The following is a 14,964-nucleotide window of genomic DNA, read 5'->3' on the forward strand; positions in this document are numbered from 1 at the left end:
AACTTCATAACGGAGGTTTCATAACTGGCTAAGAATCCTATCTACCCGACTCCAAAATTGAGCAAGTTCGGGCTTCGACATTTCTGACGTTAAGCTAAAGCGGATACGGGAGCTTCCCGCAGGAACCGTTGGCGGGCGAATGACGCTACATAAATACCCTTGAGCCTGTAATTCTGTTGCCATGTTTAGCGCGTCTTCATCGGAGTTAAATAACCAGGTTTGTATGGCGGAGTTTGATTCTATCGTTTTTAAACCGCGCTGTTTCAGCTGTTCCCGAAAATACTGAATGCGCTCAGCAAGTCTTCCGCGGCGGTCATCGCCTTCTGCGCTGCGTACAATTTCTACAGAGGCTTTTATTGCAGCGGCCTGAGCCGGCGGCATAGCAGTGGAATAAATATAATCACGGCAAAACTGAATTAAACTTTCAATTTCATCATCATCGGCACAAACAAAGGCTCCACCGACGCCCAACGCTTTACCAAAGGTGCCGGTTATCACATCGGCAACAGCGGAGTCCGCAACTAATGAGCCTTTCCCCTCAGCGCCATACGCGGCTATTCCATGCGCATCGTCAAGCATAATTTTGAGGCCATACCTCTGCTTTAAATAAGCCAGGTGGTTTAAATCACAGACGTCGCCGTCCATGCTAAAAACGCCCTCAGTCACTAACCAGTCGCCGGGCGATGCTTTACCAATCAAAGGTTCCGGCTGATTATGCGGGAACCGCTTAAAACGCCCTTCACCGTGCTGCATACCGTCAATAATTGAGGCATGAACCAATTTGTCGGCGAACAGCTTTTGTTGTTTATCGACCAGGGTTGTCAGCACACCATGATTTGCCGCGAAACCTGAATTAAACAGCAAAGCTCTGGGTTTATTCATCCACTCGGCCAGCAACTCTTCCAGTTCCTGATGAACTTTACTATAACCGCTGAGTAACGGTGAGCCAGTACTGCCAACACCCCAGGTATCAATAGCTTGCTTAAATGCACGCTTTATATCCGGATGCTGGCTTAAGCCGAGGTAATCATTGGTACTGAAATCCAATTGCCAATGAGCGTCGGAGCTACGTACCTTTCGCGAGCGAAACAGCGAAGAGTCTTTACGCTCATTAAGCCGCTGCTCATACCCCAACACGATTTTCTCCACTCTTTATTCTCTGCCTATTCTCTATTAAGACGCGTCGTAGTATCGAACAGGGTTTTGCTGTTCTTTAATCGCATCTTCAATAACCGCGGTGTGAACTTCATCATCATAGCCGTCGCGCTGTTCAGGCTTAATGCCCAGACGCTCGAATAAACGTAAATCGGCATCTGCTTCAGGGTTCGCTGTGGTCAGCAGTTTTTCACCATAGAAGATTGAGTTAGCACCGGCGAGAAAGCACAACGCCTGCATTTCATCGTTCATGTCTTCACGGCCGGCGGACAAACGTACATGCGAAGCTGGCATTAAAATACGGGCTACGGCAACGGTACGCACAAATTCAAAGTTATCCAAGTCTTCCAGTTTGGCAAAAGGCGTGCCTTCTACTTTAACCAGCATATTAATCGGTACGCTTTCCGGGTGCTTAGGCAGATTCGCCAACTGCACTAATAAAGAGGCACGGTCGGTGACGCTCTCGCCCATACCAACAATGCCTCCGGCACAGACTTTCATACCTGCGTCTCGCACATTATTCAGCGTATTAAGGCGATCCTGATAAGTTCGGGTGGTAATGATGTCACCGTAGAATTCCGGAGAGGTATCGAGGTTGTGGTTGTAATAATCAAGGCCGGCCTGCTGCAGCATTTTTGCCTGTTCATTACTTAACATGCCAAGTGTCATACAGCTTTCCAAACCCAATGCTTTCACGCCTTTGATCATTTCAATGACGTAAGGCATATCGCGGTCTTTCGGATTACGCCAGGCGGCGCCCATGCAAAAACGGCTCGCGCCCTTCTCTTTCGCTGCCTGTGCTTCAGCCAGCACACTTTCAACTGCCATCAGGCGCTCGCGATCCAACCCGGTGTGATAATGGGCGCTCTGAGGGCAATACTTACAGTCTTCGGGGCAGGCACCGGTTTTAATCGACAACAAGGTACTGACCTGAACTTCGTTCGGGTTAAAGTGCTGACGATGCACTGTTTGTGCTTCGAAAACTAAATCGTTCAACGGCATCTGCAAAAGATTCTGAACTTCTTCAATGGTCCAGTCGTTACGAATTTGTGGCATGGTAAATCTCGTGTGCTTGGCAAATTATGGTCGACTAGAATAATCCAGCTCGATACACTGTCAATATACTTTCAGTTTAATACTTTACAATAGTTTAATTTATGAGCAAAAGCGATATTGAGTTTGATCGACAGCACATTTGGCACCCATATACCTCTATGCTGAACCCCTTACCTGCTTATAAAGTTGAGTCAGCAAAAGGTTGCAGATTAACTCTGGATACCGGCCATGAGGTGGTTGATGGCATGTCTTCCTGGTGGGCTGTTATTCACGGATACCGCAATCCACGCTTAGATGCCGTTGCTCACCGTCAGATAGATAAAATGAGCCACGTTATGTTTGGCGGTATCACGCATCAACCCGCGATTGATCTTGCTCGACGTCTTATTGAACTGACTCCTGAGCCTCTACAACGAGTATTTATTGCCGATTCAGGCTCTGTCAGCGTTGAAGTTGCCATAAAAATGGCCTTGCAGTTCTGGCTGGCGCAAGAACGTCCGGAGAAGCACCGACTACTAACCATAAAAGGCGGCTACCACGGCGACACGTTTAAAGCGATGTCGGTTTGCGACCCGGTCAACGGCATGCACCATCTTTTTAACAGAGCTATTAACTCCCAGCTTTTTGCTGAAGCCCCCAGGCTAACCCCTGACGATGACTGGGCAGAGACTGCTGGTGACGAACTCAGACACTGGTTCGAGCAACACCACCATGAGTTGGCGGCGGTTATTCTTGAACCTGTTGTTCAGGGAGCCGGTGGTATGCGTTTTTATCACCCTGAATACCTAAGGCTAATACGCCAGCTTTGCGACGATTTTGACGTATTACTGATAGCGGATGAAATTGCAACAGGGTTTGGTCGTACCGGCAAGTTATTCGCCTGTGAACACGCTGGAATTACGCCTGATGTTCTCTGCGTTGGTAAAGCTCTGACCGGTGGTTACATGACGCTGGCAGCCACGCTAACCACGAAACAGGTAGCAGAAACCATTGGTCACGGCCCCGGCGGAGGCGCATTAATGCACGGCCCTACTTTTATGGGGAATCCTTTAGCCTGCGCGGTTGCAGCTGAGTCACTGGCGATTATTGCTGAGGGTAAGTGGCAGCAACAGGTTGCTGAAATCGAAGCTCAGTTAAAGCAGCAACTTCTTCCCCTGGCTGAATGTGATGCAGTAAAAGACGCACGAGTTTTTGGGGCTATTGGCGTATTAGAAATGCACCACCCCATTGATGTTGCCATTGCGCAGAAGCGTTTTGTTGAATTAGGGGTATGGATACGCCCGTTCGGACGCTTACTTTATATTATGCCGCCTTATGTTATTTCTACGAACGAGCTCAGCCGTTTAACCGTTGCCATGAAAGACTACGTTGAAACTCAGAGCTCTATTAAGGCTTAATAACCAAAGAAATAAACCGACAAGCCACCCAAACAACTCATGATCAGTATCAGGATATTGATCCACAAATGCTGTTTGTCCTTGCGGAAAAGAACATAATTAAGAACAAAGCTGAGCAGACTCACACAAAGGCCAATAACTAAAAGAATAACGAATAAGTCACCTAATGTGATGAGCCAGTCTTCGCGAACAGGAATACCAAAAATTTCAGTCAAAATGGTATCGCGCTCAGGTTTTGCATAATTGAAAACGATAGCGGCAACGACAAAGATAAACCAGCCGAAAATAGACAGCCATCCCAGAACACGGGACCAAAATGGTACCTGCTTTAAATCCGCTAAGGATCCCCTTTTCATAATTTTTCTCTCGGTTATCAGGGGTTATACTTGAGTCTGCGCCAAAGCGCGGTAACATAGCAACCTTTCTATAGCAAAATAGTGTAAATTTCGGAGAAAACCAACTCATGTCGTATGCTTCTGTAGTGGATGTTCTGACGGGAAAAGTCGCTGTCGATGAGACCGTCACAGTCCGGGGCTGGGTACGCACCCGCCGTGACTCGAAAGCCGGTATTTCATTTATTAACTTGCACGATGGCTCATGCTTTGATGCCATTCAGGCCGTGGTTCCGGCAGAACTTCCCAATTACAGTAATGAAGTGCAGAAACTGACGACCGGTTGTTCTGTAGCTATTACCGGTGTTGTTGTCCCTTCTCAGGGCAAAGGTCAGTCATTTGAACTGCAGGCAACCAAAGTTCATGTATATGGCTGGGTGGAAGATCCCGATACCTACCCTATGGCTCCTAAACGTCATAGCATGGAATACTTACGTGAATACGCGCATTTGCGTCCGCGTACCAACATTACCGGTGCGGTCATGCGTGTTCGTAATGCGTTATCTCAGGCTATTCATCGCTTCTTCCATGAGGAAGGTTATTTGTGGGTGAGTACACCAATCATCACGACTTCCGATTGTGAAGGTGCCGGTGAGATGTTCCGTGTTTCAACACTGGACATGCTGAATATCCCGAAAACAGATAAAGGCGAAGTCGACTACTCTGAAGACTTTTTCGGTAAAGAAGCGTTTTTAACGGTGTCGGGTCAGCTGAACGTAGAGTCTTACGCTTGCTCTTTATCTAAAGTTTATACATTCGGCCCAACCTTCCGTGCTGAAAACTCGAACACCAGCCGTCACTTGTCTGAATTCTGGATGGTAGAACCCGAGCTGGCGTTTGCAACTTTAGATGATGTTGCCGGCTTAGCCGAAGCCATGCTTAAGTATGTGTTTAAAGCCGTTCTGGAAGAGCGCCCGGACGACATGGCGTTCTTTGCCGAACGCATTAACTCTGACGCTATCAGCCGTTTAGAAGCCATTGTAAATAATGACTTTGTGCACATGGATTACACCGACGCCATTGAGATACTGAAGAACTGCGATAGAAAATTCGAATACGCGGTTGAATGGGGTGTGGATTTACAATCAGAGCACGAGCGTTATTTAGCTGAAGAACATGTCGGCGCACCAATTATTCTGAAAAACTATCCGCGCGATATTAAAGCCTTTTACATGCGCCAGAACGAAGATGGCAAAACCGTTGCCGCTATGGACGTTTTAGCGCCGGGTATTGGGGAAATTATCGGTGGTTCCGCCCGTGAAGAACGTTTAGACATTCTTGACCAGCGAATTGACGAAATGAACCTGCCAAAAGAAGAATACGGCTTCTACCGCGATTTGCGTCGTTACGGTACCGTTCCTCACGCCGGTTTTGGCCTGGGTTTTGAGCGCTTAGTGGCTTATGTCACCGGCGTACAAAATATTCGTGACGTTATACCTTTCCCACGGGCTCCGAAAAGTGCCGAATTTTAATCCAGCACTAAGTCATTACCGTTCATAAAAAACGGTGATGAATCTTTCTGAGGCTTTATTGGCGTAGGGACTGCAGGTGTCCCTACGTACAGAAAGCCGACAATGGCGTCGTCCACAGACAATCCCAACTGCTCCTTGATAAAGTCGTCCTCGGCCATCCATCCGGTACGCCAAATAGCACCTATACCTTGTGCAAAGGCCGCTTGCTGCATGCCGTGAGTGGCACAGGCAACCGTACACAGTTGCTCATCACGGGGGACTTTCGGGTGCTCCTGAAAACGCAGACAAGAAACAATTATCGTTGGGGCCCGAAATGGCAGCTGCCCAGCCTGCTCTATGACCGTTTCTGAAAAGTCGCTAAGACGCGCAGCCTGCTGGTAGATATCCGCCAGAACCTGCCTCTCTTTTCCCTGAAACTGAATAAACTGATATGGCGTTAGTCCCATATGATCAGGCGCACGAACAGCTGCGGCCTTAATTAACTCCAGTTGCTCTATAGTAGGACCGGGTTCACTCAAACGCGGCATGGAGGAACGGCTGGTTAATAACTCTTCGGCATTCATACTTCACCTTATTCAATGTGTAATGGTTAGTTACATTCTCTGACTGGTCTGTTACTCGCACATTCGATATGCTAAGGCCTGTTTTTATTAGCTAATGAGAATTTAAATATGCGCTCAATCTTCAGTTATTTGTGGAAAATAATCAACGGTACGCGCAAGGTCATTTTGAACCTTGTATTCTTTTTAATCCTCGCGGTTTTTCTCGTTAGTCTATTTAGCGGAGAGGATCCTATCGAAGTACCGGAGAATGGCATTCTGGTTCTTAACCCTAATGGCATGCTGGTTGAAGAGAAGACTTGGGTTGATCCTTTTAGTCAATTCCTGAATGAAGCTATGGGAAGCAGTGATGATATCCCCGAAGTTCTGTTATCTGATGTGGTCGACTCAATTGAGAAAGCCAAAACAGACGAACGTATAGGCGCACTGTATTTAAACTTACAAAACTTGTACCCAAGCGGACTCAATAAGTTACAGGCAGTTGCCGAGGCTCTTGACGATTTCCGTACCTCTGGTAAACCCATTATCAGTAATGCTGATTACTATGATCAGCATCAGTATTATCTTGCAGCGCATGCAGATCAGCTTTACCTAAACCCAATGGGCGGAGTTGTATTTGAAGGGCTTGATTACACTCAACTTTACTTTAAGGACTTACTCGACAAGCTTAAAGTTCAGCCTCAAGTCTTTAAGGTCGGTAAATTTAAAGCGGCTGTTGAACCTTTTATTCGTAACGACATGTCTGATGAAGCACGTGAAGCCAATGAGTTTCTTTATTCAGCTTTGTGGGATAGCTTCCGCACCGATGTGACAGCGGCCCGTAACATTAATCCGTTGGTTACCAGTGGTAAAGTTGATGATTACATGTCGGCCTTTAACAGTGCCAATGGCGATATGGCCAAAATGGCGCTAGAAACAAACATGGTTGATGCGCTGCGTACACGTACCGAAGTTCGTAACGAGCTCATCAATTTAGCCGGATACGACAAAGAAGAAGATACCTTCCGTCATATTACCTACGACAACTATCTGGCGACTGAAATGGAAGTCCCGGAAAGCCTGCAACCGACAGATCGTAGCCAGATCGCGGTTGTTGTTGCTCGTGGGCAAATCGTTAACGGTTCGCAAAAAGCCGGTATGATTGGTGGTGACAGCACCGCAAAACTGATTCGTGAAGCACGCAATAACAAGCAGACGAAAGCGATTGTGCTGCGCATAGACAGCCCCGGCGGAAGTGCCTTTGCCTCTGAAATTATCCGTCAGGAAATCCTCCAGGCAAAAGAAGCCGGTATTCCGGTTGTGGCATCAATGAGCACCGTGGCAGCATCTGGTGGTTATTGGATAGCAGCAGATGCCGATAAAATTGTGGCCGCACCAACTACCATTACCGGTTCAATTGGTGTCTTTGGCCTGTTAATGACTTTAGAAGACAGTCTGGCTGCTATTGGCGTTCATAGCGATACTGTCAGTACGACTGAGATACAAGGTTTAAATCCACTGGAAGAAATGACTGAGTACCAAAAGAAATTGGTGCAAAGCTCGGTTGAAGCCACCTATGAAGACTTTTTGACTATTGTCAGCAAAGCTCGCAACATGTCCCGCGACGATGTGCATGAAGTTGCTCAGGGCCGCATCTGGACGGGTAAACAAGCAATGGAGCGTGGATTAGTTGACCAACTTGGAGACTTTGACGACTCAGTAGCGGCGGCCGCTGAGCTGGCAGCCATTGATGATTACGATGTAAAAATTGTTCAACAAGAGTTGTCATCGAAAGAGCAATTTTTTGCCAACATGTTTAACAGCTCTTCAGAGTATCTCCCTGTTCCATCTGTTGGTGGTGAGGCTCAACACTGGTTAATGGGTACACTTAATAAAGTGAAATCTGAAACTGCGGTTTTACAAAACTTTAATGATCCTAAAAATGTTTACTCTTACTGTGCACTCTGCCTTCAACCGCGATAGAATTATCGCGGTTATTTCGCAGAGCACAGGAGTGAACTTTGCCTCGTAAAAAGATTTATGTCGCATACACTGGCGGCACCATAGGTATGAAAAAATCAGCTCAGGGTTATGTTCCGGTTGCGGGACACCTGAGCCGGTGCGTTGAAAACATGCCGGAGTTTTTCCGGGAAGAAATGCCCGAATTTACCATTAATGAATATTCACCATTAATGGACTCATCAAATATGGCGCCGTCTGACTGGGTGACCATTGCTCGTGATATAGAAAGGAACTACGACGATTACGATGGTTTCGTCATTTTGCACGGTACCGATACCATGGCTTATACGGCGTCGGCTTTGTCCTTTATGCTACAAAATTTGAGTAAACCCGTTATTGTAACTGGTTCACAGATACCTTTAGCCGCCCTGCGATCTGATGGACAGACCAACTTGCTCAATTCGCTTTATGTGGCTGCGAACTACCCTATTCCTGAAGTTGGTTTGTTCTTTAATAATACGCTTTACCGGGGGAATCGCTCGACCAAAGCAGACGCTAACGGATTTAATGCTTTTGCCTCCCCTAACTACCCTTCCTTACTTGAAGCAGGAATCCAGATTCAGTTAAACGCAGGAGAGCTCTCAGAGCCCTCAAACCAGCCATTAAAAGTCATTGAAATGACCCCTCAGCCAATCGGTGTGGTCATGCTTTATCCGGGAATATCCGCTGAAATTATAAAAAACCAGCTGCAACAACCGGTAAAAGCCATGATTCTACAAAGCTACGGTGTCGGCAATGCGCCACAAGACGATGCACTGCTGACTAGCCTGAAAGAAGGAATTAACCAGGGGATTACCATTCTAAACTGTACTCAATGCTTTCGCGGCCGGGTCAATATGGACGGCTATGCGACCGGCAATGCTCTGGCTGAAATAGGTATCGTGTCCGGGGCAAATATGACCATTGAGGCGGCACTGACTAAATTGCATTATCTGCTGTCACAAGATTTGAGCCTGAGTAAAATGCAGAAATTGTTACAGAAGAATTTACGTGGCGAATTAACTCCGCCATAATTTGACGCAGCTTAAATAATAATAAGAAAAATTATGGCAAATTCATCACCTGCGTTCGCAACACGATTAGGGTTTATATTAGCTGCCGCTGGCTCAGCGGTTGGTGTTGGTAATATTTGGGGCTTCCCTACCCAGGCCGCCAGTAATGGCGGCGGTGCTTTTCTATTGGTCTATCTGATTATGATTGTTTTACTGGCATACCCTATGCTGGTAGCCGAAATAACCATTGGCCGTATACGACGTCAGAACCCAATAGAAGCATTACGTAACTTATCCAGTAAACCCTTTTTAAGAGGCTCAGGTGCTATCGCCGGGGTCATCGGCCTTATTGTCTTAAGCTTAATATTGAGTTTTTACGCCATTGTATCGGGGTGGCTTGTTTCTTATATGCTGGCACCACTGATGGTTTTAATCGGTCAGCCTGAAACTGCTCTATGGTTTACAGAGTTTTCGGTTTCCCGAAATATAACTACCATGATATTTTTTATGCTGTTAACCGTTTACGTTGTACGTTCTGGTGTAAACAACGGCATAGAACGCTGGTCCAGACGATTAATGCCATTATTGTTCATATTGTTGATTGGCATGTCCGCTTACATTTTAACGCAGGACGGTGCGATACAGGGCCTGAAAATGTATCTGCTTCCCGACTTCTCAACAATTACCGATCCGAACCTGATTATTCGGGCTATGGGGCAGGCATTCTTCTCTTTGTCGCTCGGTGTTTGTGTCATGATGACGTACGGTGCGTACCTTTCAAACTCCGAGAACATACCCAAAACAGCAGCCTGGGTAGCAGGCATTGATACCAGCGTTGCGTTTTTAGCTGGCCTGCTCATTCTACCAGCGATGTTCGTAGCACAATCTAATGGCATCACCATTTATGCAGACGATGGTACTCTGCTTTCGGCGGATACTTTAGTTTTCACCGTATTACCTGCGATGTTTGATGCACTAGGTTACGCTGGACTATTTATGTCTTTTGGCTTTTTCCTGCTAATGGTTATTGCCGCTATTACCTCATCTATTTCTATGCTGGAAGCACCGGTCAATGCATTACGCGAAGAAGCAAACTGCGACCGTAGTAGTGGCGTCTGGATCATTGCGCTTATCGTAACCGCTATTTCCACGACGATAATCTATAATTTTGAGTTACTTTTTGGCGCCGTTATTACCTTTAGCACGGTTTATATGCAACCAATAATGGCTTTAGTGTTCGGTGTTATGCTGACCTGGGTATTACGTCAAAATTATTTATTAAAAGCGTTAAAACAAGGCTCACCAGACATTGATAAAAGCTTATTCTGGAAGGTATGGCCGTGGTACGTAAAGTTCATTTGTCCGATACTGATTCTGCTAGTTATCTGGCGCGGTTAATAACCGTTGCAAAGGCTCTTCAATAAGTTGAAGAGCCTTTTTTCTATAAGCCAATTAGATAACAAACATATCCATAAATTCGTTAACCGCAATATTTTCAAAAGATTGCTGCTGACTGCATTGGTCAAAAATCGATTTAACCCGGGGCTCAGGGAAACGAGTAGCTAAATTCGCTTTAAACTTGCTTTCTAGCACAGGAAAGCCCTCTTCCCGACGCCGTCTGTGGCCTATCGGATATTCCACCACAACTTTTTCAGTATGAGTTCCATCTTTGAAGAATACCTGTAACGCATTGGCTATAGAACGCTTTTCCGGGTCGTGATAATCCTGGCTAAATTGCTTATCTTCAAGCACTTCAATTTTTTCACGTATGCTATCAATAACCGGGTTATTTTCATGAAAACTATTCTCGTAGTGATCAGCTGTTAACTCGCCGAAAATTAGCGGTACCGCAGTCATGTATTGCAAACAATGATCTCTGTCCGCCGGATTAGCCAGCTTCCCCTGTTTTGAAATGATTCTAATAGCCGACTCATGAGTCGTTATCTCAACTTTCTCAATATCATCAATTCTGCCTTTAACTTCTGAGTGCAATGTCACCGCAGCTTCACAGGCAGTCTGAGCATGAAACTCCGCCGGGAAAGACAATTTAAATAAAATATTTTCCATTACGTAACTGCCGTAGTCACGCTGAAACTTAAATTTCCAATCCTCTTTCGGTTTCAACTGCTGGTCTTTATTGGTCTTATTAAACAGCACATCGTAAAAGCCCCACTGCGGAGCCGTTAATGCCCCGGGAATTCCCATTTCACCGCGCATGGTTATGTCGGCCAAACGTACAGCTCTTGATGTGGCATCGCCGGCAGCCCAGGATTTACGCGAACCGGCATTAGGTGCGTGCCGATAGGTTCTCAACGACTGACCATCAACCCAGGCTTGCGAGACAGCGGCCATAATCTGCTCTCTGGAGCCGTCCATTAACCAGGTAACCACAGCTGTCGAGGCCACCTTCACCAACACAACATGGTCCAGACCAACCCGGTTAAAACTGTTTTCTATGGCTAAATTACCCTGAATTTCATGAGCTTTAATCATCGCTTCTAAAACGGTTTTCATGGTTAAAGGCTTCTCGCCTTTTGATACGCGCTTTTGCGAAATATAGTCAGCGGTTGCCAGTATGCCGCCCAAATTATCGGAGGGGTGTCCCCACTCGGCTGCCAGCCAGGTGTCATTAAAGTCTAGCCAACGAATAATACAACCTATATCCCAGGCTGCTTTAGCAGGGTCCATACGAAATTGAGTTCCCGGTACCCGGGCGCCGCTTGGAACCGTGGTTCCTTCAACCAGGGGGCCTAAATGTTTACTGCATTCAGGAAAACGCAGCGCTAGTAAGCCACACCCCAGGGTATCCATCAGGCAGTTACGAGCCGTATTCCACGCTTCCTCACTGTCTACTTTGTAATCGATAACATAGTCTGCAATGGTTTGAATGACTTCGTCGTAGTCGGGACGTTCATTACTTTCAACGGTTGTACTCATCACTGACTCCTTAGTTAACTTTATTATCAGAACGTGCTACTCGTTTGTCTATATGTACCCTGAAAAGTGCCTTTTTGATCGCCATGAACTGTTAAGAAACAGGAGGAAAAGGATAAAAAAAACCCGGAACCAATCCAGATTGTTCCGGGTATAGGGGAATGGCTCAAAGGTTGAGCCGTGCGCTAACTCATGACAAAAACACTGCATTAGGTCGCATAAAATTCATTCGGTAAACTTCAGTTTAGACAATATCAAAGGGATGTCTAATTTTTTTAAGAAATTTTTTATCTTACTGTTTTTGAATAATTTTAACCAAAAAGAACACAGGTTATACACAGCTAATTAAGAGTTAGCGAACAGTTTATAATAGTTAGCTGTCGTGGTCTTAGCCACCTCTTCTAACGTAATGCCTTTTACGTCAGCCACGCATTTTGCAACGTCGACAACATAGGCTGGCTGGTTCTCTTTACCACGATGAGGAACCGGCGCTAACCAGGGACTGTCGGTCTCAATTAAAAGTTTTTCCAGTGGCAATGCTTTGATTGTGTCACGCAGTTCCTGAGCGTTCCGGAACGAAGCAATACCGGAAATAGAAATAAAGAAATCGAGATCATCAATGGCTTTTTTTGCCATCTCAAGAGACTCGGTAAAACAATGCAAGACACCACCAGGCTTTTCAGCATGGCCATTTCTTAATAATGACAAGGTGTCCTGCTGAGCATCGCGCGTATGAATAATCAGTGGTTTGTTAACGTCGTTGGCTATTTCAATATGTTGCTCGAAATTCTCCTGCTGTAGTACTTTTGATTCAGGATGGTAAAAGTAATCGAGCCCGGTCTCTCCTACCGCAACAACGCTATTCAGTGCTGTTAGCTCACGCAATTTAGCACCTAACTCAGCTATTGGAGTCTTACTGTCTTTCACATACAGAGGATGCACACCACAAGAAATTGAAACATCATCGAATTCGGCCACAGCAAACTGCATGGCTGGAAAGTCTTCGAGGGTAACGCATACACACAGCATGTGTTCAACCTTATTCGCACGTGCCGCTGCAACAATTTCTTTTAAATCGGCACCCGCTTTTTCAGGGTTGATTTTATCCAAATGACAGTGTGAGTCGACGAACATAGATAGCTCCACTTAGCGTTGATTTGAGTGACAAAAGTCGTTAACCAGTTGGTGGAAGAGTTTACCATATTCGTTTGTATGATGGCGGCAAAGGTAACGAAGATGATGAATCAAGGCTTGCTGTGAAGGCAGAACAGCGACAGCCAACCAGTTCTTTAGTTCTCCAGCCTCAAAACGAAAAACCACGCTCACCTCTAAAAATAGAGGTTTACCTCCTACGTCCGGGCATTGGAACTCTAATCTGGCTCTGTCATCTACCGCAATATCGGTTGTTTCGCTGTTGATCAGCAAAGTAAGGGACTGAAATTCAGGAACAACATGAGCAGCAAGCTCTGTTGCGGATTGTGGGCTTAATTTTAGCGTCAGCATTACAACTCCGTTTTACGGAGTCGCTACGCTGAAAGAGTATTTGACCAGCGACTCCAGGCAAAACTTAATAATAACGGCAAATTGATCCCCGTTGAGCCCTGATATCGCTGACGTAGCTGTCGGCATTCGGATACCCATTCACTCAGCTGCGCGACATTGACCCACTCATAGTTGCTGATGTGTTGTAATTCGTCCGCCAATTGCTGATAACGCAAACGCGTAGCCGCAGCTCGTTGGCTAATCAACAACCAATCCATTAATAAGTTCTCGGAAACATCCAGCCAGCTTAATGCGCCATCTTTATCTTTTAACAGGGGTAATTCCTGCTGTCCCCGTAGTCCGGCCAGCAGCTGCTTTGCAAAAGTCACCTGCTCGTCGCTTTGTGCGGTTGTCGGATAGGCAATGCTCAACCACTGCATACGGCTTCTTAAGGTGGGCAGTAAGCGCTCGGCATCTTTAGTTGAAACCAGCCAATGTGTATCGGCCGGAGGTTCTTCCAGAACTTTCAGCAGTGCGTTGCCAGCCTGTTCTGTCATTTTTTCCGCTTCGAGTATGACAGCGACTTTTAATCCGTTCTGGTTCGCTGTCTGCGTTACGTTTTGTTGCAATTCGCGTACCGTATCAACACCTATTCGATTAACTTGTGCACCATCAATAGTCCAAGTATCCGGATGATTACCCGATAGGTAAAGTAAACAGGATTTACATTTCCCGCAGGCACTTTTGCCTGGTTGCTTACACAACAGAAATTGATTCAGGCGCTGAATAAACTCAGTCGAACCGCCCTCAACATTATGCTGTAAGTAGTACGCATGAGCCAGACGTCCGGCTTCAGCACTCGCTACTAATCTTAACCAGGGTTCTCGCAGCCAGGGAAAAGCCATTAAAACAGATACTCCTCAATTGCTCTCAATATTGACTGATGCACGTCCAGCATAGACTGATTCGCATCAATGACAATAATGCTCGGATCTTTAGCTGCAATATTTAAATAGCGTTGCCGGGTTCGTTGAAAAAAGGCTAAATCTTCTTCTTCAATACGATCCAGCTCCCCTCGCTCACGCGCTCGCTCAAGACCTTTCTTTTCTTCAACATCAAGTAGTAGTGTTAAATCTGGGGTGAAATTCCCTAAAGTGATTTTCCGGATCTTTTGCAACAATTCATCACCGAGTTCGCGCCCTCCCCCCTGGTAGGCTCTGGAAGATAAATCATGGCGATCACCAATAACCCAACGGTTTTTGGATAACGCGGGTTTTATAATATTATCCACCAGCTGAACCCGGCTGGCATACATAAGTAAAAGCTCTGTCGTGGGGCTGACTTTTTCTTCCCACTTCTTTTTTACCAGATCCCGCAGCGATTCCGCTAACGGTGTACCGCCTGGTTCACGAACTGTTTCAACCTGGATTCCTTTCGCCTGAAGATGCGTGACAACACTTGCGATAGCCGAACTTTTACCGGCTCCTTCTAGTCCTTCAATAACAATAAACTTTCCTGACATA

At 46.1% G+C, this 14,964-nt stretch carries 14 protein-coding genes; 5 read left to right on the top strand and 9 right to left on the bottom strand.

What is annotated here, in order from left to right; all coding sequences use genetic code 11:
- Nucleotides 1-18: 18 nt before the first annotated feature.
- Both IL_RS06795 and bioB read right to left on the bottom strand, forming a co-directional pair.
- Nucleotides 19-1,149 carry an aminotransferase class I/II-fold pyridoxal phosphate-dependent enzyme gene (locus tag IL_RS06795; RefSeq protein ID WP_231378578.1) on the bottom strand — a complete coding sequence of 377 codons (1,131 nt, stop codon included), beginning with the start codon at nucleotides 1,147-1,149 and terminating at the stop codon, nucleotides 19-21.
- 24 nt (nucleotides 1,150-1,173) lie between these two features.
- The gene (gene bioB, locus IL_RS06800) at nucleotides 1,174-2,211 is read right to left on the bottom strand and encodes a biotin synthase BioB (RefSeq protein WP_011234570.1); all 1,038 of its coding nucleotides are present in this window, start codon (nucleotides 2,209-2,211) and stop codon (nucleotides 1,174-1,176) included.
- A 101-nt stretch (nucleotides 2,212-2,312) separates the two neighbouring features.
- Here bioB and bioA point away from each other — a divergent pair, with 101 nt between their 5' ends.
- Nucleotides 2,313-3,608, top strand: coding sequence for an adenosylmethionine--8-amino-7-oxononanoate transaminase (gene bioA, locus IL_RS06805; RefSeq protein WP_011234571.1), 1,296 nt, complete (start codon nucleotides 2,313-2,315; stop codon nucleotides 3,606-3,608).
- Here bioA and IL_RS06810 read toward each other — a convergent pair.
- The gene (locus IL_RS06810; RefSeq protein WP_011234572.1) at nucleotides 3,605-3,964 is read right to left on the bottom strand and encodes a hypothetical protein; all 360 of its coding nucleotides are present in this window, start codon (nucleotides 3,962-3,964) and stop codon (nucleotides 3,605-3,607) included. The two genes, bioA and IL_RS06810, sit on opposite strands and share 4 nt — an antisense overlap.
- A gap of 107 nt (nucleotides 3,965-4,071) precedes the next feature.
- Between IL_RS06810 and asnS the strand changes: the two genes are divergently transcribed.
- Nucleotides 4,072-5,472 (top strand): asparagine--tRNA ligase, encoded by a 1,401-nt coding sequence (asnS, locus tag IL_RS06815; RefSeq protein ID WP_011234573.1) that lies wholly within the window; start codon nucleotides 4,072-4,074, stop codon nucleotides 5,470-5,472.
- On the opposite strand, the gene IL_RS06820 is transcribed toward asnS, so the two are convergent.
- Nucleotides 5,469-6,035, bottom strand: coding sequence for a nitroreductase family protein (locus tag IL_RS06820; RefSeq protein ID WP_011234574.1), 567 nt, complete (start codon nucleotides 6,033-6,035; stop codon nucleotides 5,469-5,471). The genes asnS and IL_RS06820 overlap by 4 nt on opposite strands.
- A gap of 108 nt (nucleotides 6,036-6,143) precedes the next feature.
- On the opposite strand from IL_RS06820, the gene sppA reads away from it, so the two are divergent.
- Genes sppA through IL_RS06835 form a run of 3 tightly spaced genes read left to right on the top strand, consistent with a single transcriptional unit; the run spans nucleotide 6,144 to nucleotide 10,423 of the window.
- Nucleotides 6,144-7,994, top strand: coding sequence for a signal peptide peptidase SppA (gene sppA / locus IL_RS06825; RefSeq protein WP_011234575.1), 1,851 nt, complete (start codon nucleotides 6,144-6,146; stop codon nucleotides 7,992-7,994).
- Nucleotides 7,995-8,032: 38 nt separating this feature from the next.
- Nucleotides 8,033-9,046: an asparaginase gene (gene ansA / locus IL_RS06830; RefSeq protein ID WP_011234576.1), complete on the top strand. Its 1,014-nt coding sequence runs from the start codon at nucleotides 8,033-8,035 to the stop codon at nucleotides 9,044-9,046.
- Nucleotides 9,047-9,079: 33 nt separating this feature from the next.
- Nucleotides 9,080-10,423 (top strand): sodium-dependent transporter, encoded by a 1,344-nt coding sequence (locus IL_RS06835; RefSeq protein WP_011234577.1) that lies wholly within the window; start codon nucleotides 9,080-9,082, stop codon nucleotides 10,421-10,423.
- Between the two features lie 54 nt (nucleotides 10,424-10,477).
- Here the strand turns inward: IL_RS06835 and IL_RS06840 are convergent, their stop codons facing one another.
- The 5 genes from IL_RS06840 to tmk all read right to left on the bottom strand — a co-directional run bounded on the left by IL_RS06840 (nucleotide 10,478) and on the right by tmk (nucleotide 14,963).
- Nucleotides 10,478-11,962: a bifunctional 2-methylcitrate dehydratase/aconitate hydratase gene (locus tag IL_RS06840; protein WP_011234578.1), complete on the bottom strand. Its 1,485-nt coding sequence runs from the start codon at nucleotides 11,960-11,962 to the stop codon at nucleotides 10,478-10,480.
- 342 nt (nucleotides 11,963-12,304) lie between these two features.
- Entirely contained in the window at nucleotides 12,305-13,093 is a 789-nt protein-coding gene (locus IL_RS06845) for a TatD family hydrolase (protein ID WP_011234579.1), read from the bottom strand.
- A gap of 12 nt (nucleotides 13,094-13,105) precedes the next feature.
- Complete coding sequence (locus IL_RS06850) at nucleotides 13,106-13,462, bottom strand: hypothetical protein (RefSeq protein WP_011234580.1); 357 nt, start codon at nucleotides 13,460-13,462, stop codon at nucleotides 13,106-13,108.
- Between the two features lie 23 nt (nucleotides 13,463-13,485).
- Nucleotides 13,486-14,346, bottom strand: a complete 861-nt coding sequence (locus IL_RS06855) for a DNA polymerase III subunit delta' (RefSeq protein WP_011234581.1) — start codon at nucleotides 14,344-14,346, stop codon at nucleotides 13,486-13,488.
- Entirely contained in the window at nucleotides 14,346-14,963 is a 618-nt protein-coding gene (gene tmk, locus IL_RS06860; protein WP_011234582.1) for a dTMP kinase, read from the bottom strand. The genes IL_RS06855 and tmk overlap by 1 nt, the downstream gene beginning before the upstream one ends.
- Nucleotide 14,964: the final 1 nt, after the last annotated feature.

The organism is Idiomarina loihiensis L2TR, assembly GCF_000008465.1.
Lineage (GTDB): Bacteria > Pseudomonadota > Gammaproteobacteria > Enterobacterales > Alteromonadaceae > Idiomarina > Idiomarina loihiensis.